General features: G+C 51.1%; 18 protein-coding genes. 15 read left to right on the plus strand and 3 right to left on the minus strand.

Features of this window, described 5'->3' with window-relative positions; translation table 11 throughout:
- Window positions 1–123: 123 nt before the first annotated feature.
- The 6 genes from IAE55_RS02565 (at window position 124) to IAE55_RS02590 (ending at window position 6,599) form a co-directional block, all read left to right on the plus strand.
- The gene (locus tag IAE55_RS02565; protein WP_234489245.1) at window positions 124–1,506 is read left to right on the plus strand and encodes an amidase; all 1,383 of its coding nucleotides are present in this window, start codon (window positions 124–126) and stop codon (window positions 1,504–1,506) included.
- 582 nt (window positions 1,507–2,088) lie between these two features.
- Window positions 2,089–3,591, plus strand: a complete 1,503-nt coding sequence (locus IAE55_RS02570; protein WP_200630840.1) for a spore germination protein — start codon at window positions 2,089–2,091, stop codon at window positions 3,589–3,591.
- Window positions 3,588–4,760 carry a Ger(x)C family spore germination protein gene (locus tag IAE55_RS02575; RefSeq protein WP_145157295.1) on the plus strand — a complete coding sequence of 391 codons (1,173 nt, stop codon included), beginning with the start codon at window positions 3,588–3,590 and terminating at the stop codon, window positions 4,758–4,760. Before IAE55_RS02570 ends, IAE55_RS02575 begins: the two co-directional genes overlap by 4 nt.
- 10 nt (window positions 4,761–4,770) lie before the next feature.
- The gene (locus IAE55_RS02580; protein ID WP_105443079.1) at window positions 4,771–5,004 is read left to right on the plus strand and encodes a hypothetical protein; all 234 of its coding nucleotides are present in this window, start codon (window positions 4,771–4,773) and stop codon (window positions 5,002–5,004) included.
- 15 nt (window positions 5,005–5,019) lie between these two features.
- The gene (locus IAE55_RS02585) at window positions 5,020–6,108 is read left to right on the plus strand and encodes a GerAB/ArcD/ProY family transporter (protein ID WP_145157296.1); all 1,089 of its coding nucleotides are present in this window, start codon (window positions 5,020–5,022) and stop codon (window positions 6,106–6,108) included.
- A gap of 107 nt (window positions 6,109–6,215) precedes the next feature.
- On the plus strand, window positions 6,216–6,599 hold the full coding sequence (locus tag IAE55_RS02590; RefSeq protein WP_145157297.1) for a YciI family protein: 384 nt from the start codon (window positions 6,216–6,218) through the stop codon (window positions 6,597–6,599).
- Between the two features lie 13 nt (window positions 6,600–6,612).
- Here IAE55_RS02590 and IAE55_RS02595 read toward each other — a convergent pair whose 3' ends face one another.
- Window positions 6,613–7,827, minus strand: coding sequence for an MFS transporter (locus IAE55_RS02595; RefSeq protein WP_145157298.1), 1,215 nt, complete (start codon window positions 7,825–7,827; stop codon window positions 6,613–6,615).
- A 143-nt stretch (window positions 7,828–7,970) separates the two neighbouring features.
- Here IAE55_RS02595 and IAE55_RS02600 point away from each other — a divergent pair, with 143 nt between their 5' ends.
- Entirely contained in the window at window positions 7,971–8,834 is an 864-nt protein-coding gene (locus IAE55_RS02600) for a LysR family transcriptional regulator (protein ID WP_145157299.1), read from the plus strand.
- 79 nt (window positions 8,835–8,913) lie between these two features.
- On the opposite strand, the gene IAE55_RS02605 is transcribed toward IAE55_RS02600, so the two are convergent.
- Window positions 8,914–9,108: a hypothetical protein gene (locus IAE55_RS02605; protein ID WP_105443075.1), complete on the minus strand. Its 195-nt coding sequence runs from the start codon at window positions 9,106–9,108 to the stop codon at window positions 8,914–8,916.
- 318 nt (window positions 9,109–9,426) lie between these two features.
- Between IAE55_RS02605 and IAE55_RS02610 the strand changes: the two genes are divergently transcribed.
- From IAE55_RS02610 to IAE55_RS02630, 5 genes are all read left to right on the plus strand, one after another.
- Complete coding sequence (locus tag IAE55_RS02610) at window positions 9,427–10,017, plus strand: ankyrin repeat domain-containing protein (RefSeq protein ID WP_325168594.1); 591 nt, start codon at window positions 9,427–9,429, stop codon at window positions 10,015–10,017.
- Between the two features lie 107 nt (window positions 10,018–10,124).
- Entirely contained in the window at window positions 10,125–11,627 is a 1,503-nt protein-coding gene (locus IAE55_RS02615; protein ID WP_200630842.1) for a sensor histidine kinase, read from the plus strand.
- On the plus strand, window positions 11,602–12,297 hold the full coding sequence (locus tag IAE55_RS02620; protein ID WP_145157302.1) for a response regulator transcription factor: 696 nt from the start codon (window positions 11,602–11,604) through the stop codon (window positions 12,295–12,297). The genes IAE55_RS02615 and IAE55_RS02620 overlap by 26 nt, the downstream gene beginning before the upstream one ends.
- 132 nt (window positions 12,298–12,429) lie before the next feature.
- Window positions 12,430–13,911, plus strand: a complete 1,482-nt coding sequence (locus IAE55_RS02625; protein WP_145157303.1) for an S-layer homology domain-containing protein — start codon at window positions 12,430–12,432, stop codon at window positions 13,909–13,911.
- 239 nt (window positions 13,912–14,150) lie between these two features.
- Window positions 14,151–15,014 (plus strand): SDR family oxidoreductase, encoded by an 864-nt coding sequence (locus IAE55_RS02630; protein ID WP_200630843.1) that lies wholly within the window; start codon window positions 14,151–14,153, stop codon window positions 15,012–15,014.
- A gap of 113 nt (window positions 15,015–15,127) precedes the next feature.
- Here the strand turns inward: IAE55_RS02630 and IAE55_RS02635 are convergent, their stop codons facing one another.
- On the minus strand, window positions 15,128–15,994 hold the full coding sequence (locus IAE55_RS02635; protein WP_145157648.1) for an SPL family radical SAM protein: 867 nt from the start codon (window positions 15,992–15,994) through the stop codon (window positions 15,128–15,130).
- A gap of 265 nt (window positions 15,995–16,259) precedes the next feature.
- Here IAE55_RS02635 and IAE55_RS02640 point away from each other — a divergent pair, with 265 nt between their 5' ends.
- The 3 genes from IAE55_RS02640 (at window position 16,260) to IAE55_RS02650 (ending at window position 19,559) form a co-directional block, all read left to right on the plus strand.
- The gene (locus IAE55_RS02640) at window positions 16,260–16,676 is read left to right on the plus strand and encodes a nuclear transport factor 2 family protein (RefSeq protein WP_105444053.1); all 417 of its coding nucleotides are present in this window, start codon (window positions 16,260–16,262) and stop codon (window positions 16,674–16,676) included.
- Window positions 16,677–17,039: 363 nt separating this feature from the next.
- Window positions 17,040–18,803 carry a dihydroxyacetone kinase subunit DhaK gene (gene dhaK, locus IAE55_RS02645; protein ID WP_200630844.1) on the plus strand — a complete coding sequence of 588 codons (1,764 nt, stop codon included), beginning with the start codon at window positions 17,040–17,042 and terminating at the stop codon, window positions 18,801–18,803.
- Between the two features lie 33 nt (window positions 18,804–18,836).
- Window positions 18,837–19,559, plus strand: a complete 723-nt coding sequence (locus tag IAE55_RS02650; RefSeq protein WP_234489246.1) for a GNAT family N-acetyltransferase — start codon at window positions 18,837–18,839, stop codon at window positions 19,557–19,559.
- Window positions 19,560–19,677 lie beyond the last annotated feature (118 nt).

Here is a 19,677-nt window from a genome sequence, read left to right on the forward strand (position 1 = left end):
TTACCTTTTATTGGCAAAATCCCCATACGTTCTCTAGCATTTCCGCATAGCTTAGTAGAGAACTGGACATGAAAGCTTCCCGAAAGGGAAGTTTTCGTTTGTCTGACTAAGAAAGGAGAATGAATGATGGGGAGAAAAACGATTCAGGAAATTCAATCCGGGTACAAAACAGGCTCTTGGACGACGCTGGACATTACGAAGCATTATTTGAAACGGATTAAAAAGAAAGATCCTGCACTCAATTCATATATTACGGTAGCCAAGGATCGGGCCACGGGAGAAACTAAGCGGCTCGTAGCCAAATCCTCATCGGGAGAGCAGACCGGTCTCCTGTACGGAATTCCGCTTTCCTATAAGGATAATATCGATACGAAAGGTATCCGCACCACTTACGGCTCCTCGATTGACGCCAATCACATACCAGACAAGAATGCTGCCATCGTCCAGCGGCTGCTGCTGCAGGATTCGATCCTGCTGGGAAAAAACAATCTGCATGAATATGCCCTTGGTGTCACCTCAAATAACCCGCATTATGGACCTGTGCACAATCCATGGAACCATGAGTACACGCCGGGAGGCTCCAGCGGCGGATCGGCTGCGGCGGTAGCCGCTGATTTGACGGCAGCTGCCATCGGGACCGATACGGGCGGCTCCGTTCGGATCCCGGCGGCATCCTGTGGCGTTGTCGGGTTAAAACCTACGTATAACAATGTACCCACTGAGGGCGTATTTTACGTTTCTTGGACTCTGGATCATGTTGGGCCGATCACGGCCAATATGACCGACTTGGCAGTCCTGTTCGGTGCCATGACGAAGCAGTCCTACCTGCCATATCTGAATCAAGACATCCGGGGGCTTCGTGTCGGCGTGCCGACCAGCTATTTTAACGAACACATCGACCCGGAAACCTATGCATTGTATCTTCAATCACTGGAGGCGCTTGAGTCGCTCGGTGCCATTCTCATTGATACAGACGTCTCCTTTGTGGAAGGGAACAGCGAGGTTTCGTTGACCATCGCCGCTTCGGAGGCGGGGTATGTCCACAAAAGCCGGATGGAATGCTGCTTATCGCAATACGGAGCGGATGCCAGAGCCTTTTTGGAATCGTCCCGGGATATCACCTCGCTGCAATATATCGAAGCGCTTAAGACAAAAGAAATGTATATGAACATGTTCGATAAATTGTTCCGCGAACGCATTGATGTGCTGGCCACACCGACGATCCCGATCCCTGCGCGGAAAATCGGCGTGGACGAAGTCCATTTTGGCGATTATACGGAAAGCGTGTTTGACGCGATGACCCGTTATACGGGCCTGTTCAACATGGTGGAGGTACCTGCTCTGTCCATTCCTTGCGGGCTGACAAGCGAAGGGCTTCCTGTCGGACTGCAGCTTGTGGCCCGAAAGGAGCGGGAAGATCTGCTGATTCGAGCCGGATACGCTTATGAGCAGGACCAGCTGAAGGAATTCTACCGTCTTCGGGATCAGATCTGCGCAGGATACTAATCAAGTGCCTTGAGAGGAACACTGTCTGCACTGCCGTGCAGCGGTGTTCCTTTCATATTTTCTGTTCATCCGAAATTCCAGAAATATTAGAAATCTCTCGTTTACCGAATTTTTCAAGCTGTTCTGACCATACTAAAAATATCTACCGATGTACCCCCCAGAAGCCAGACCGCGTTTAGCGGAAATTTTTATTGCGATATAAGAGTGCTGAACCTCTGAAGCCTGCACGTTCTTATATCTAACTAAAACATGTATCGAAGAAACTTCAAAGAAGCCAGACCGCGTTTAGAGGAAGTTTTTAGTGCGATATAAGGGAGTCGATTCAACGAAGCAGAGACTTTCTTATATCTAACTAAAAATATCTACCGATGTAACTCCCAGAAGCCAGACCGCGTTTAGCGGAAATTTTTATTGCGATATAAGGGTGCTGAACCTCTGAAGCCTGCACGTTCTTATATCTAACTAAAAACATGATCGAAGAAACTTCAAAGAAGCCAGACCGCGTTTAGCGGAATTTTTATTGCGATACTAAAAAATATATTTTGCCACCAGTATGGACTTTTGCCGGTTGGGGGTGTGGACATGCAAACCAAAGAAGATGTGATCTTCTCAGCTCGCTTACAAGAAAATATCTCTCATCTGAAAGAGCGGTATGCGGATTGCTTTGATGTCGTGTTCCACGATTTCAGCTGTGGCCAAACTCCTGCGGTCATCGTCTACTTTATGGGTTTGACCGACAGCGACATGATTAACCGTTACATTCTCGAACCCACTTTGAAACAGTTGTCAGAAGACGGGGGCATCACCTTAGGGGATTTTTGCAAGTGCTTGCCGGTGTCCTCCTATACTATGATCCAAACGATGGATCAGGCGGTGATGGAGATTGGTGACGGCAATGTCGTCCTGCTAATGGATGGGGAAGAAAGGGCTATCTCTCTGTACCTGGCAAAATGGGAGCAGCGCTCGATCACGGAACCCGAGGCGGAATCCGTCGTCAGAGGCCCGCGTGAAGGGTTTATCGAGACGCTGATGGTCAATGTGTCCATGATCCGCCGCAAGTTGAAGTCGCCCGACTTGAAGATGAAGTCGATCCGGATCGGACGTTTTTCCCAGACCGAAGTTGTCGTCGCTTTCGTCAGCGGTATCATAGAATCCTCGCTGGTCACTGAAATCGAAAGCCGTCTTTCCCGCATCAACATCGACGGGATCTTGGAAAGTGGGATGATTGAAGAGCTCATCGAGGATAATCCATATTCGCCTTTTCCGCAATTACAGTCGACAGAACGGCCGGACGTGGTGGCAGCCAATCTTCTTGAGGGCAGAGCGGCCATACTTGTAGAAGGAACTCCCATTGCCTTGATTGCTCCAGCAACGATTTTTACCTTTCTGCAATCGCCGGAAGATCATTACCAGCGTTATTACATCGGCACAGCCATCCGCTGGCTGCGCTATTTTTTCGCGTTTATTGCTCTCATCGGGCCTTCATTCTATGTCGCTATCGTTACCTATCATCAGGAAATGATTCCAACGACGTTGCTGCTTAATATGACCAAATCGAGGGAGCAAATACCTTTCCCGGCTCTGGTTGAAGCGCTGCTGATGGAAATTACGTTCGAAGCTTTAAGGGAAGCTGGTGTTCGACTTCCCAAACAGATTGGTTCTGCAGTCAGTATCGTGGGAGCGCTGGTCATCGGTCAGGCGGCCATAGCCGCCGGCCTCGTTTCTTCGCCGATGGTCATGGTCGTAGCGCTCACTGGGATCGCCTCGTTTCTGATCCCCCATTTTGCCTTTGGCATCACGGTGCGGCTGCTTCGTTTTCCGATGATGCTGCTGGCAGGCTTTCTGGGCTTTTTCGGCCTGATGATGGGGATCACCTTAATCTTGACCCATCTGTTCGCACTTCGTTCTTTTGGCGTTCCTTATGTTACGTTGTCAACGGTCAGCAGTCTGAGTCAGCTGAAGGATATTCTGGTCCGCGTCCCAACTTGGAAAATGAATACTAGACCGCGAATCGGCGTTTGGAACAGGTATCGCCAAGGTGCTAACCAGCGTCCGGGACCCGGGCGGGGAGGCCGACGAAGATGAAAAGCGCAAGACTTGCTGCTGCGTTTCTTCTGTTTACGATCATCCCGCTCGTTACAGGGTGCTGGGACCGCACCGAGGTGAACGATCTGGCTTTAATTATGGGTGCTGGGATGGATGCTGCGCCAAACGGTAAAGTAGAGCTGTCCGTTCAAGTCTACACGCCCAACCAGACCAGCACGAGCAGCGACGGCGAGATGACGAGCAGTGGAAACGAAGGAGACATGGTTATCGTGAAAAGTGCAGTCGGGACGGATTTGGCGGATGCGGCCCAGCGGCTGCAGGAGGAAATGCCCCGCAAAGTCTTTTGGGGCCACAGCGAAGTATTTATCGTGGGGGAGGATCTCGCCAAGAGGGGGATCATGGATCAGGTCGATTTTCTCTTTCGCCATCCCCAGCCGAGGGAGCATGCTTATTTTTTTATCAGCAAAGGAAGGGCTAAGAGCATTTTGAGCATAAACACGCGAATGGAGCGGGACAGCGCGGAAACCCTTCGGGAATTGACCGTTCTAGCCGGAGGCATGGGAGTTACGCTTAAAGATTTGGGAGGAATGCTGGCAGGTCGGTCGAAGGCAATTATCGTTCCTCTCATCGGGAAAAAGGAGGAATCTGGACAAAGCAATGCTTACCCGTACATTAACGGGGCGGCGGTTTTAATGAAGGGGAAAATGGCGGGTCAATATCAAGGAGAAGTCAAACGATACGTTCAGATCATCCGCAACGAGCTGGAATCAACGACGGTAACATTTCCTGTACAGGAGAGTAAAGGCGATGATGGGGGCATCATGTCCGTCCGGCTGATCAAATGCCATACGAAGCTGATTCCGTTGATTCGCAGAAATCAATGGAGTGTTATGATCCGGATTGAAGGTGAAGCAAGTGTGCTTCAGAATGAAACCCATGTCAATGTGATGCTGCCCCAAGAAATGCCCCGATTGGAACAGCAGCTGAACAAGGAAATCGAGTCCAAAATGAAAGAGACGTTTCGGCAGATCCAGGATGAGACTGGCGCCGATGTTTTCGGAACGGCCGATGCGTTTTGGCATAAGTATCCTGCACGTTGGACCAAGGAACAGGCCCGATGGGATGAAATATTCCCGGAAATCAGCGTTTACGCCCATTCCGGTGTACATATTATTTCGCCTGGTTTTTCCGGTAAAAGCTTTAAATGAGGGATAAGCGATGATTGTTCTCAAACTGCTCGGCATTACGCTGCTCTTTGTGGCCGTGTTTATATATGATTTTTCAAGTGTGGACCCCAAGAAGAAAAAGGAACGGGCAGCCATTGCCGTCATTACCTTCGCCGGGTGGGTAGTAGCGGTCATGCTGTTATTTGCTCCCGGCTTGCCCGGTCCGACCGAATGGATCAATCAAGTGACCAAACCGATCTGGGTTATCTTTTATCCCGAAGGCTAGGAGGGGGACGGCGGAATGGATAAGGAGAAAGTTTCGAATCTTCAACTGTGTTTGATGATGTACCTGATGATCGGCGGGACCTCCATACTCATCGTGCCTTCTTTTACCGCGATGTATGCCAAGCAGGACATGTGGATATCGCCGGTCATTGGCTCGGTTTTTGGTTTCTTCAGCGTGACTGTCGCTTGGCTGCTGTATCGGAGAAATCCGGGGCTTACGATGATTGAGCAGGCGCAGCGCCTTTTTGGGAAGTGGGCCGGAAGCATTCTGGGCATCGTTTTCCTCTTATTCCAAATCGACGCTATTGGCTTGATTACCCGGGAATATGCCGAATTCATCGTACAGGCGTTTCTGCCCAAAACTCCGCTGGTCATGATTATCGGGTGTATTGTATTGACATGTTCATTTGCCGTCCGGTCCGGTGTGGAAGTGATTGGACGATTCGCGCAAATTTTCGGTCCGATTTTTTTGTGCTTTGTCCTGGCGATTTTTCTGTTTCTTCTACCGGAATATCGCTTTTCCAACATGCTCCCCATTCTGGGGACTGGAATCAAGCCTTCGCTAAAAGGCTCTTTAGAGCCTTCGGTTTGGTTTATGGAATTCATCTTTATTTCATCGGTCTATCCATCCGTCCGACAAGGAGACAACGGCCTCAAGGGTGGGCTGTTTGCCGTATTTCTAATGATGATCACGATGGTCATCACGAATTTTACTTGTTTGTTTTTGTTTGGGGAATCGACGGCCAATCTCACCTTCCCGTTCCTGTCTGCTTCGCGCTTTGTGAATATCGCGGATTTCTTCTCCCATGTAGAAGCGATGGTGATGGCGTTGTGGATCCTCGGCGGTTTTGCGCAAATTTCGATGTGGTATTACACGCTTGCTCTGGGAACTGCCCAATGGTTAAAGATGGCGGATTTCCGTCCATTGGTATTTCCGGTTGGGCTGCTGATCGGTGTGTTCAGTATCTGGGTGGCCAAAAATTTCCAGCAAATGCTTCATTATTTTCCCACTGGGGGAACGGGCAGTTCCATCATCGCTTTGCTGCTGCTGCCGATCCTTTTACTCTTGGTCAGCCTTATTCGCCGAAGCGGAGCTCGAAAGTAAACTTTTTTTACAGTCCTTCGAAAAGGGTGTCGATAGGGGAATATCTTCTTCGTCGTCTTATATAGACAGCGTTATAATGCTGTATATGACCATAAGGAGATGAAGCAATGAAATTTCTGTGTTTGGGTTACCTGGAACCGGATCTGATGGATGCCAGACCCCAGGAGGAAATCGATGGAGTGATGCAGGAGTGCAAGCCCCATCTTGAACAGTTGTATCACAGCGGGAAGGTGCTTCTCGACGCCGGCCTGGACAATGCCGCGACGACCCTGCAGCGCAAGAATGGAAAGCTGAGAATGATGGATGGTCCATTTACAGAGTCGAAGGAGCTGATTGGCAGCGCGTTTCTGATCGAAGCTGAGGATCTTGAAGATGCAGTCCGTGTGGCATCTCTTCATCCGGCCGTTCAGGTGAGCGCGGGCGAATCGTTTGGCTGGCGCATCGAAATTCGCCCGGTTCATCATTTTGAATTGTTCAGTCCAGAGGGATAACTTTCGATTTCATTTATTTGTTTAACTTCACTCTTACAAAAACGGCGCCCGCGACCGAAACCGCCGCCAAAACCGCTGCAAACAGCGAGGCACCCAGGGAGATGCTGGTCATATCGATCACAAATCCTGTTCCGATCGGCAGCAGTGCGGCAGGTACATAACCTCCGATATTCAGTACCGCGTTGGCTTCGGCGCGGCGGTGTGCCGGAACATGCAGGCTGATCAGCGTCAGGCCTCCGAGCTGCCCTAATCCCTGTCCTGCACCGGCAAATACAGCGGCTATAACCAGCAACACGGATGCCGAATCAATGACAGCAGCAACCAGGCATATCATGGACAAAAGGGTTGCCGCACTTCCAAGGAGAAACAGGCTGCGAACCGGCAGCCTTTTGACAGCGAATTGTATTCCCGTCGCCGCCAAGAACATGATACAGGCCGTTCCACCAGCCACCAAGGGACTGGTCACATGAAGCAGTTTGGACAGCAGCGACGGACCCAGCGACAGCACAAAGGAAGTCGAGGTAATGCCTGGAGCAAACGCGGATATTCCTAAAGCTAAATGCAGGCGATTTTGCTCAGGAACTGTTGGGAAGCGCAGTTTCCATTCATCGCGTGCAGGATGCTGCCGGGAGGGGAGGCGGGCTGCCACCATGAAGGCTGCTGCCAAAATGATCAATTGAGTGGTAAACACCGTGACAACATGATGCTCAAGAAATTGGGCCATCATTCCGGCCAGCAAAGGTCCTAGCCCGGCTCCAAGGACCATGGCCACGGAGGCGGCAAGGGATGCCAGCTGTTTTTTACTGTGTCCGCCAGCGTCCACTACAGCAGCCATGCCTGCGGAGACGATGACGCCGACGGCTATGCCTGTCAGCAACCGCGCCGCCAGCAGCATGCCGACCGAATCGGCCGAAGCAAACAGCACACAAGCCGCCATCGCTGCTAATAGACCCGGATACAGTACGGCCTTGCGTCCGAAGCGGTCCGATAATTGGCCGGCCGCGAGCAGCGTGCCGAGCAGGCCCAGAATATAAGCGGCAAAAATAACCGTCAACGTTCCATTCGAAAATCCCATCGCCGTCTGCCACCCCACATACAACGGTGTTGCTGAATTGGACAGCATAAATACGGCTGTTATGATCCAGGCGGTAGTCCAGATGCGGCGTGTTGATACGCGGGAATCCTCCGATGCCTGAGGAATTTCCGCGTTTTTTGCATGATCGATCAAGGTAATCTCCTCCTATTCAACCAACTCTTTGAATGTGTGTAGGGCATCCGTGTTGTCATGCATTTAGAATACGTTATAATAGTTCATAACTGAAATACACATTTGTAATAGGAGAGATAACCATAAGGTTATGTTACAGAGCGATGAATTTAAACTTGAACCATCTGAATGTCTTTGTGGCAGCCGCCGAGAAAATGAACATTACCGAAGCGGCGAAAGCGTTGTTTATATCCCAACCGGCTGTGAGCAAAACGATTAAACAGCTGGAAGATGCGCTGCAAGTGAGGCTGTTTGTCAGGGATAAGCAGAAGGGGATCATTCTGACCGATGTCGGCAGGGAGATTCTGATATTGGCCAGGCAGATGCAGTCCATTGAAAATCGTATTTTCCAGGCAGCCAGCCGGGAGAACCAGCTGTTAACCGGAAAAGTCAAAATCGGCTCGTTTCCAGCGGCATCGACCCTGTTGCTCCCGGAGGCGATCTCCAGGTTCCGGGCCAAGTACCCACAAGTTCAAATCGAGCTGAGTGAGGGGGTATCCGACCAGATCAAGGAATGGGTTACCGACCGTACCGTGGAAATCGGGCTCGTCGCTTCTCCGTTTGCAGGATTTGAGCATCATAGCCTGGTTCAGGATCACATGGTGGCCGTTATTCCGGACGATCATGAGCTGCAGAATACAGAGATTGTGGATCTCAGAAAATATGAGCAAGACATGATTTATTGTAAAGGCGGACATGAGGCGGCGTTGAACAGTGCAATACAACAGCACCATTTTAATCTCGAAAGCTACTTGACCGTCCAAACCGCCGAAACCTTGATCCAGATGGTCCGCAGACGACTCGGGATCGGTCTTGTTTTCGATTTTACGCTGTCTTCCGTGTCCCATGAACTTATCGTAAAGCCCATTACGCCGGTCATCACGAGGGAGATCGGGATCATCGCGCTCTCATTTGCGGAGATTTCACCAGCGTCCATGGAGTTTGTTCGAATGATGAAAGAATCATGAAACAAGCCGCTTCCGGTTATGCCGGTGCGGCTTGTTTGTTGATCTATATTCAAGGCTTACTAAACTGGACGATAACTCCTTAGCGGCTGCTCTGACGATTCTCAACAGACTTCATGCGGTTTTGTTCATCGGGCGCCCGGTCATGGCCAAATTCCTGGCCGGCTTCCATTTCGGTGTGTCCCGACTGGCTGCGGGCGAATTCAGTGAATTCCGCCTTCTGCTCATCTTGCTCATGCTTTTGTTTCAGTATCTTTTTCGGATCTTGGGTTGTCATGGGGAAATCCTCCTCGAATTCAAATTCACTTTCTTATTATTACCCGCCTCGATGTATGGCAAACTTACGCTTCATATGTGTAATGATGGGGCATAGATTTTGCTATATGAAAAAAGTAAGCGAAACAAAGGTTTTAAATATTTTGCATATGGAGTAGGGCGTGTTAGCATGTCGTTGAGTAGGAAAAAGGGGATTTGATCTATGATTCGTCTCTTTTTATGTATCGTTTGTATACTTTGGCTCAGCTCATGCGACATCATGCCGGGCTCTACAAGAGAACAAGCGAAGGAACAATTGTCATCAACGGGGGTGGAAACGGTGACTCAGCAATTCATACAAGCGGCGGAAGCAGGTGATCTTGAGGCGGTACAGAACCTGCTTCAGGACGGAATCGATATTAACACACAGGATGAGCGCGGCAGAACGGCCGTCATGGCTGCGACGTACAACCATCAGACGGAGATGGTCCGGCTGCTGATCAGCAAAGGGGCGGACATCAACATCAGGGATCATCTGCTCAACAATGTATTTCTGTATGCCGGAGCCGAGGGAATGCTGGATATCGTCCAACTGGCGATCGACGCTGATGCAGACACCAAACTGACCAACCGCTATGGCGGGACGGCGCTGATCCCCGGTTCTGAACGGGGCCATGTCGAAGTGGTCCGGGAGCTGTTGACCCGCACCGATATCGATGTCAATCATATCAACCGCCTGCACTGGACTGCTTTGCTGGAAGCGGTCATTTTGGGAAACGGCGGGGAGAAGCATCAGCAAATCGTTCGGCTGCTGGTCGATCATGGTGCGGATAGGGAGATCGCGGATGCGGAAGGCATCACCCCGCTGCAGCATGCCCAAAGCAAAGGTTATCACGAAATCGCCGCAATACTGGAACGAGCAGGTTCGTAACTTTCAGCATACCCGTTAAAATAAAGCATGTGATAATTCATGCGCTAAAAAGCGAACGGTCAGGACCGTTCGCTTTTTCTGTACCTATCAAAGATGGAGGTGAGCAAGTGTCCATCCGCATCAAGCTTTTATTATCCTATACCGGCATGCTGCTCATCAGCCTGTTGGTCTTTGTCATGACGGCGAGCCTGTTTACGATCGCGGCGACGGGCGACGTGCACAGCCTGCGCGATTTTTACAAAGTCCACTATCAGCTCAATCCGCTGACGGAACAAGAAGAATCTATTTTTTTGGAATTGAAGTATCTTGCCAAAAATGAGCCGGATCGATTGCAGGATCAGCAGCTGCTGAAGGATTTCGATTTCAAGCTCAAAACGGTCAGAGCCGGGCTGTATGTACGCCGTGAGAGCGGACGCATCTACCAGTCGTATACGTTCAACCAGCCGGAGCTGGAACGGCATCTGCCGCCTTATGACCTAAACAACAACCAAATTCGCAGTACGTTTAATATCGGTGAGCGTTTTTATGCTTATGCCAAATATGACTTTCAGTACTCGGACGGCCAGAAAGGCAGTGTGTTCGTCATCCGCGAGCGGAGTCCGTTTGGTGAAGTCACGAGAAAGCTTCTTCCGGCATTCGTCATTAGTTTGGCAGGCATCATTGTGATATTCAATGCGCTGCTTTTCCGCTGGATTACGCGCAGCGTTGTTAAGCCGTTGGATCGGCTACGTCACTCGGCAGAGCACATTCAGCGGGGCAATCTGCAGTTTTCGCTTGAACCGAGCACAAAGGACGAAATCGGACAGCTGAATGCAGCTTTTGAAAATATGCGGAAAAGGCTTCAGGAGTCGGTTCAGCTGCGGCTGGAGGATGAGGCGAACCGGAAGGAGCTCATCTCGAACATTTCCCATGACCTGCGGACACCGATCACCAATATTAAAGGCTATATTGAAGGCATTCGAGATGGAGTGGCAGATACACCCGAGAAAATGAACAAGTACGTCAACATCATATATTCCAAAGCCGTTGACCTAGACAAGCTTGTGGAGGAGCTGTTCCTGTACTCCAAGCTGGATCTGAAACAGGTGCCGTTCACGCTTGTGTCAGTTGATATCGTTGACTTTCTGGACGACTGCATTGAGGAGCAGCGATACGTTCTGGAAGAGAAGGGAGTGGTCATCGGATGGGCTCATCGGCCAATTCCGCCGGTCAACGTATTTGCCGACCTCGAAAAAATAAAGCGTACCGTTCTTAATATAATCGGGAACGCTCAGAACTATATGGATAAAGAACATAAGAATATTCATATTTCCGTTCATCCTGAACGGGAATGGGTAACCGTCGAAATCCGGGATAACGGGACGGGGATTCCGCAAGAAGCACTGCCGCATATTTTCGAACGATTCTACCGCGCCGAAGCTTCGCGGAATTCTTCAACCGGAGGCAGCGGTCTGGGACTGGCCATAGCCAGCCAGATTATTGAGGGGCACGGGGGCAGGATCTGGGTGGAAAGCGAGCTAGGTGCGGGTACCCGCCTGTTCTTCACGCTGCGGCGTACCACATACGAAGGAGGGGAAGGCAGACATGGCCGGCAGCATTCTGATTATTGAAGACGAGACGACTATCGCGCAGTTGGAACGGGATTATTTTGAATTGAACGGATTTCATGTGGATTTGTGCCATCATGGAGACGAAGGGCTGCAGCTTGCTCTTGAAACGGATTACCATCTTATCATTGTCGACCTGCAGCTGCCGGGATTGAACGGTTTTGAATTATGCAGCAGGATCAGGCAGGCGAAGGAAGTTCCGATCCTGATCGTCTCCGCCAAAAATGAAGAGATCGATAAGATACGCGCATTTAACCTGGGGGCCGACGATTATATTACGAAGCCGTTCAGCCCGAGCGAGCTGGTAGCCAGGGCAAAGGCGCATTTGACCCGGTATGAACGGCTCATGAGCAGGCATGAAGCGCCCCACAAAACAGAAATCCATATCCGCGGCCTGGTTATTGACCAGGCGGCACGCCGGGTGTACGTCCGCAATAAGGAGGTTATCTTTACTTCCCGTGAATTCAGCCTGCTCGAATTTTTGGCCAGCCATCCGAACCGGGTATTCAGCAAAAGCGAGCTGTTTGAACGGATTTGGGGCATGGACTCGAACGGGGATATCGCAACCGTCACCGTACACGTACGGAGACTGCGGGAGAAGATGGAGGTCGATCCGTCCAACCCGCAGTATATCGAAACGGTATGGGGAGCGGGATACCGGTTCACCGTGTAACCGATTTAATAAATTGTTAATATAAAGTTTCGATTTTGTTTATACGAGGTTTCTTGGCCGTTTATCCGTCTCGTTTACGATAGAGACATGACAAACACCATTTCATCTAAGGGATTGAAGGAGGAACCATCGATGAATAAACATGCTAACAAACTGGCCGGCCTGATACTGGCCGCGGCTTTGGGAACAGCCGCCTTGCCTATCGGTGCCGTGCATGCCGCAGACGATTCAAGGGCGCTGGGAGAAGGAGATATCAGCCAAGCAGTCCGTCAGTTATCGCAGCTTCATATTATGCAGGGGTACGAGGACGGTTCACTCGCCGTAGAACAGCCAGTCACACGTGCGGAGCTGGCCAAATTGCTTGCCCTGACGTTTAATCTGCAGGGTGCGGATCAGGCACAGCAGGGATTCACGGATGTCAATCCGCAGGCGTGGTTTTCGAAATATGCCGCTGAAGTGGCAGCACAAGGGATCATGCAGGCAAACGATGACCGTTTTGAGCCACGCGGAACCGTAACGAAAACGGAACTTGTACAGATTGTAACCAAAGCACTTAAGCGGGATGCGAAATCCGTGGAATACTGGGCTGAAAGCCTTGACCCGGGCAGCGGTCCGGTCACTCGGGGAGAAACTGCGTATTTACTGAATATGGCGCAGCAGGCGATCCCGTCGGACAAAGCCAAAATCACCAGCATCCGTTCCTTGAATGCGATTACGCTGATCGTGACGTTCGATGCGCCTTTAACAGCGGACAACGAGGCATTTACGAAAGCGAAAGAAGACTTTGCCTTCACCGGCGGTCTTACGTTAACCAATCTTCCGCGGCTGAAAACGGGTTCCATCGCTACTTATATTGTACCAACCTCCGTTCAGCAGCCGGGTGTCCAATACTCCCTGACCTACAGAGGAGCAAACGCGGGGACTTTTACCGGGAATGCAGACAAGCTGAACATGACCGAGGCCAGACAGGTAACGAATGATACGTTTGAGCTGGAATCCCTGCAGTCGAACGGCGTGGTTGACTACGGATATGTCATCTCCGCATACAGTACCGGCCGGGGAGCGGATGCCTTCGTTCTGGACGAAAACAACCGCGCCAATGGCAAAACCTATCAGATCATTTCCTCCGGACAAGCCAGGGAGGTAACGATCACGCCGGAGGGCGGACAACCGATGGTAGCTAAATATGTACCGTTCACGCAATCTACCGATGGCAGACAGGAACCGAAATTCCGCCTGCCTGAGGGCAAAACCCTGACTCCGGGCGTCACCTATACCGTGACTTCGGATTGGGCGCAGATCGAACGACCATCTTTTGTAGCGCAGAGCATCGCTCCGCTTGACATCGTCGGTGCCGAAGCCATGAGCGGGACTTCCATTACGGTTGCGCTGTCGGAAGACCCGGGAGACGAGCTGTTCTCGGGCCGCAGTGTCGAGCTGACGGATGCGGAAGGGCATAAGCTGACAGCCGCATATAAATACTCCAGCCGCAAAGGGGCCGTGGGTATCTTCGATCTTGCACCAGACAGCAAACTTGTGAAAGGAACGACCTACACCGTAACGCCGGTGGGGGAATGGGCCGGTTCTTCCCGGACTCCATTGACAGCGAATTAAATCTTATACGCTTCTTGCTTGTTTCGGCTGCCGGATGTCCGGCAGCTTTTTACTTTTCTTTAACGCTTAAGTTTAGTCGGATCATTGCTAGCTATGAACAGATAACGAGCAAAGGGTTAGTCGGTTGACACACGATAATCCTGTAACTATAATAGTTACATAGGATTTGTTACTAATATGGTTACAATTAAGATCATAATGTGACAATAAGATCATAACGCTACAATGGAGGAATCAGGATGAAATTATTAGTTACCGGAGCCACAGGGAAGCTGGGCAGAAAAGTAGTGGAGAACCTTTTGCAGACTGTCCCTGCCAGTCAATTGGCGGTCAGCGTGCGCAACCCGGACAAGGCTGAAGATCTTCGGGCCCGGGGCGTTGACGTCCGCCATGGTGATTTTGACGTGCCGGAAACGTTGGATAAGGCTTTTGCCGGGATTGACCGGCTGCTGATCATTTCCGCGGATGGAGACAACGAAACCCGGATTCGGCAGCATACGAATGCGGTGGAAGCTGCCGCACGAGCCAAAGTTGGTTTCATCGCATACACGAGCTTGGGAAATGCAGCTGAGAGCAAGCTGTTTCTTGCGCCACCTCATCAAGCAGCAGAGCAAGCGATTTTGAAGACGGGCATTCCGTATTCGTTCCTGCGGAACAACTGGTACCTGGAGAATGAGATTCCGAGCATTCAGGGGGTTCTAGCTGGAGCACCATGGGTGACGTCCGCAGAATCCGGCAAGGTTGGCTGGGCGCTGCAGCAGGAGTATGCAGAAGCGGCTGCAACTGTTTTAGCGGGGGAAGGTCATGAGAACACCGTGTACGAGCTGTCTGGCAAACCGCTGACACAAGCGGAACTGGTGACTGCGCTGGGCAATGTGTTGGGTAAAGAGGTACCGCTCCAGCAGGTCGACGACGAACAATATGCTGACATCATGAAACAAGCAGGAGTTCCGGAGTTTGCCCTCCCGATCGTTGTAGGCATTCAGCAGGGGATCCGTGAGGGGCAGCTTGAGATCGAAAGCCAGGATTTTGAGAAGCTGCTTGGACGTCCTTTAACGCCTATAGTAGAAGCACTGGATCAGATTGTAAGCGGGCTTAAATAAGTGAGCATCAATCGTTGGCCTAGATCTTAATATGGAATGAAGAAAGCTGCAGAACCAACAGGTCTTTTATGACCCGGTCTGCAGCTTTTTTACTGGTGTGAAATCTGGTGGTCTCACTCGTGTTCATCTCTCTTAGTTTCCGTCTGTTTCATCGGGAAAGCTTCCTCTTTGGAAACGCGAATCCGGTCCGGCGGAAAGTGTTTTTGGAAGTACTTCAATACCCGAAGATGGATATCTCTGTCGTACCAAGGGGTTAATCCGTGCTCCTCAAAAAGAGCTGGCATCCCCAGTCTGGCTGAACGTTTACCGAGCATACCGTCTCCAATCAGTAATGTATCGATCCAAACGTAATCTGCAATTCCGCTTAAAGTCTTGGGGAAATCAGGCGTGAACGGCAGTACCGGCGAGATGGAAGCCTGCGTTCGGATTCCAGCATCATGAATTTCCTGTAAGGCGCTAAGACGAAGGCGTATACCAGGTGCCTGCGGGGCAAAGATCCGCTTCATATCCTCCCGGTCGGTCTCCACGGTCATCGATACCAGCAGTTCGCATTTGTCCTTAAGCTGAGTCAACAAGTCAATGTCCCTTGTGATGAGCGGTCCGCGCGTTTGAATTTGCAGCGAATCCGGCGGATCGCTGATCATTTCCTCGAGAATTCCCCGGGTTATGCCCGCTTTGCGTTCTATAGGCTGATAAGGATCGGTGGCGGATGACATAAAAATATGAACCGGTTTATTTTTCTTCCGCAGCTTTAATATCTCCTTGCGGTAATTTTCAGCCGCGTTCGTTTTGATCTCCAGCCAGGTTCCCCAGGGCATGTCTTTAAATTTCTGGATGGGCATTTCCCTTACATAACAGTATTTGCAGGCAAAGGCACAGCCGCTGTATGAATTTAACGAGTGGGTGAACCCCACATCCAAGTATCCTTTTACTTCGGTGAGGATGGTTTTGGCCGTGATTTCCTTCGTTTCGATGTTCATATCCACAGCTCCTTTCCCATATTGTAACCGATGTGGCGGAGGTTTAGGGAGTGAACTCGCTTTGGTTAACATAATAAATATTACGTAATCATCATTATAGCCATATAAAGCAGGTGAAGTCGCATTCGCAAATTGATTTTCAACTAATTCATTTTTTTCGGAAAATAAGCCATCATCTGTCTTGTTTATTTCGTATCCTGAGCGTGTCTTCTCATTTGATTCGACGAGACGATAATACTGCCAATAAGGAGAAATAATGATGAGAATGGATATTGATTTCGGGAAGCCCCTTACAGCTGCTTGGGATGCCAACACGACCTGCGGAAGGGCATTTGAAGCGTTTCGAACCGCATTTGAATACGGTGAAACGGCGGATTTTCTCACGCTTGTGACAGACGATTTCCGTTTTTGCGTACCCTTGCCGTACGACGAATGGAAAGAACCGCAGTTCGGAAGGCAGCGGTTCATCGAGTTGGTCCAATTTGAAAAGGAAGTGCTGCAAGTAGCGTTAACCCCGCAGTTTCAGCTCTTTGATCCTCAGTACGGAGTGGTCGTTTTTCGAGCAGAAGGTCTGCTCAGTAACCAACCTTATCACAATGTACTTACCGTCGTGTTTGAATTTGAAGACGAACGGATCAGGTCCTTCCATGAATTTGTCGGGATGCCGCTGAAAAACTACTGAGAGCTGAATCCCTGATCGGAATGGCCGGCGATTATCTCCGTACACCTCGCATGGCCTCAAGACCCGTTGCGGGGAATTCCCTGGTGAGAATCACAGATCGGCTATGCCGGTCTTGATGAGCTGGGCGATCCGGATAGCGTCTTAAGGCGTGTACCGAATAAGCTTTTATATGTTTTGAAAAGTCCGGCATTTACCGGGCTTTTTTGTATTTATTACAGTTATTCGGTTGCGGCAATTCATGTTGAAGAAGCAGGATATTCGGGGGTGGCCGATGAAATCGTACGACGTATCCATTAAAATCGGTGTCAGCAACGGTATAATGGTTACAGAGTGTTGGAGTGTTTTAAGAAAGGATGCGATCCCATGAAGAAAATCATGAACAGACCGGAGACGCTCGTTGCGGAAATGTGCAGCGGCCTCGTATTGGCCCACCCTGAGCTTGAGTTTATCCGTAAATACAACATCATCAAGAAAAAAGTGATCCAGCAGGATAAGGTGACGCTGATCAGCGGCGGCGGCAGCGGCCACGAACCGGCACATGCGGGTTTCGTCGGCAAAGGCATGCTGGATGTGGCCGTCTGCGGCGACGTGTTTGCTTCCCCGTCCCAGATTCAGGTGTACCAGGCGATCCGCTCTTCTGCGAACAAGAAGGGGACGCTGCTGATTATTAAAAACTATAGCGGCGACATCATGAACTTTAAAAATGCGGCCCACCTCGCTGCCGAAGACGGCATTCAAGTCGACTACGTGAAGGTGGATGACGATATCGCCGTTGAAAACAGCTTGTATACCGTCGGTAAAAGAGGCGTTGCCGGAACGGTGCTCGTACATAAAATCGCAGGAGCCGCAGCGGAAGCAGGCTTACCGCTAGCAGAAGTCAAGCAGGCCGCCCAGAATGCAGTCGATAACGTGAAAAGCATCGGGTTTGCGCTCACGTCCTGTACGGTGCCGGCCAAAGGCAGCCCGACGTTTGAGATCGGTGATCAGGAAATGGAATACGGCGTCGGCATCCATGGCGAGCCCGGCATCCGGCGGGAGAAGCTGATCACGGCTGACGAACTGGCTTCCCGAATGGTTGCGGAGCTGCTGGAAAGCTTGCGTATCAGCGACAGTGCTCCCGCGGAGGTGGCTGTCCTGGTAAACGGATTCGGCGGCACGCCGCTGCAGGAGCTGTACCTGCTGAACCATGCGGTCATACGTGAGCTTGCCGCACGGAACGTCACTGTGTATAAAGTTTTCGTGGGCAACTATATGACAAGCATTGATATGGCCGGTGCGTCGCTGTCGATCATGAAGCTGAATCCCCAGCTGAAGCAGCTGCTCAGCGAGGATTGCGAGACGCCGGCGCTGACCGTCCGCGGACCATTTGAGCCGGTACAGTACGTACCTGATGAAGAGACCGTCCGACACCCGGCATCCTTCGGCGCTGCTGCCGATGAAGTGTATGGAGTCATACACAACAATAAGCTTACACTGAAAAACCTGGTTTATCTGGTTGATCGCATGAGCGGCGTCATTATCGAAAACGAAATTCCGTTCTGCGAGCTGGATGCTCATGCCGGTGACGGTGACTTTGGGATGAGCGTGGCCAAAGGGTTTAAGCAGCTCAAATCCGAGTGGGAGGAACTCACCTCCCAGGCGCAAGATATCGGAGGATTTCTTGACGCCTGCTCTCTAATCATTATGGAGCATTGCGGCGGTGCCTCCGGTCCGATCTGGGGTTCGGCCTTCCGGGCGGCAGGCAAATTTGCGGGGAACCGCAGCGAGCTGTCCGTTACGGACATCGCCGGCATGATGGATGCTGCCGTGAAGGGAATTCAGGATACGGGTGAGCGTTCCTTTGGACGGGGTGCCGTTGTGGGTGACAAAACGCTGATCGATGCGCTTGTCCCCTATGCCGAAGCCTGGGCGAAGGCGGCCAAGCAGGGCACCGATCTGATCGGCGCAAGCCTGTCCGCGGCAGAGGCAGCCGTTGAGGGGGCCAAGCAAACCGAGCACATTGCGGCCCGGATGGGGAGAGCCGGAACGGTTGGCGACCGGAGCATCGGTTACCCGGATGCGGGAGCCTACGCATTAGGCGTAATTTTTACCGAACTCGCGCATTCCCTAAAACCATCGGATCAGTGAGATTCTATGAACGCTCAAAGGGGGCATGAAATTTTGAATGATGACCTTAGTAACAAACCTTCCGCCCGGGATCTAATGGAATATCATGCGGAGGCTTTGTTTACCCATGACCGCAGCGGACGCCTGCATCTGGTCAATGAACCTTGGCCTGGTTCAGACCCGGCTCCGCGATTGTTCCTGGGAAGAACCACGGAGGGAGGAAGCGTTTGGCGTTTCCGTCACGACGTTCCTGACCAACTGGTGAAGCAGCTGGAGAGTTGGTGTGCCGAAGAGGCTGTGGTCGTTGACTTTCAGGACAGGCCGAAGCATGAGAAGGATTATTGGAACCTGCTGCAAGGTAAAAAAATGACGATGGGGCCTTGCTTTTCTATTGAAAATGAAACGAGAGAGCCATCCGTGGATGTGCAGCGAATCACGCCTGAAAATGTAAGGCAGCTTGCGCGGGAAGGATTCGAATGGCTCGCTGACGAGATCAACTTTGCGCAGCCCTGCGTTGCGGTGGTACAGGAGGGCCGAGCCGTCTCCGTGTGCCGCAGCGTCCGCATCGGTACGAAGGCGCATGAAGCCGGGCTGGAAACGTTAGAAGAATTCCGAGGCAGGGGATACGCGGCTGCAGCGACGGCGGGATGGGCTGAAGCCGTCCGGGAGCTCGGCTGTATTCCGTTATACAGCACCTCATCGGATAATCTATCTTCTCAGCGAGTCGCAGGGAAAATGGGGCTTTCTTTCTATGGCGTGAATTTTTCGATTTATTAATAAAAGTAATTAGGGCGTTAGTTGATTCGCGGACACGATTGTGGAATCAAGAGGATCGATGAACTAAAAAGAGCGTGTTTGGACTTGTTCCAAACACGCTCTTAGATTATAGAGGCAT

It is taken from the genome of Paenibacillus sp. S28 (genome assembly GCF_016624415.1).
Taxonomy (GTDB): Bacteria; Bacillota; Bacilli; order Paenibacillales; family Paenibacillaceae; genus Paenibacillus_AQ; species Paenibacillus_AQ favisporus.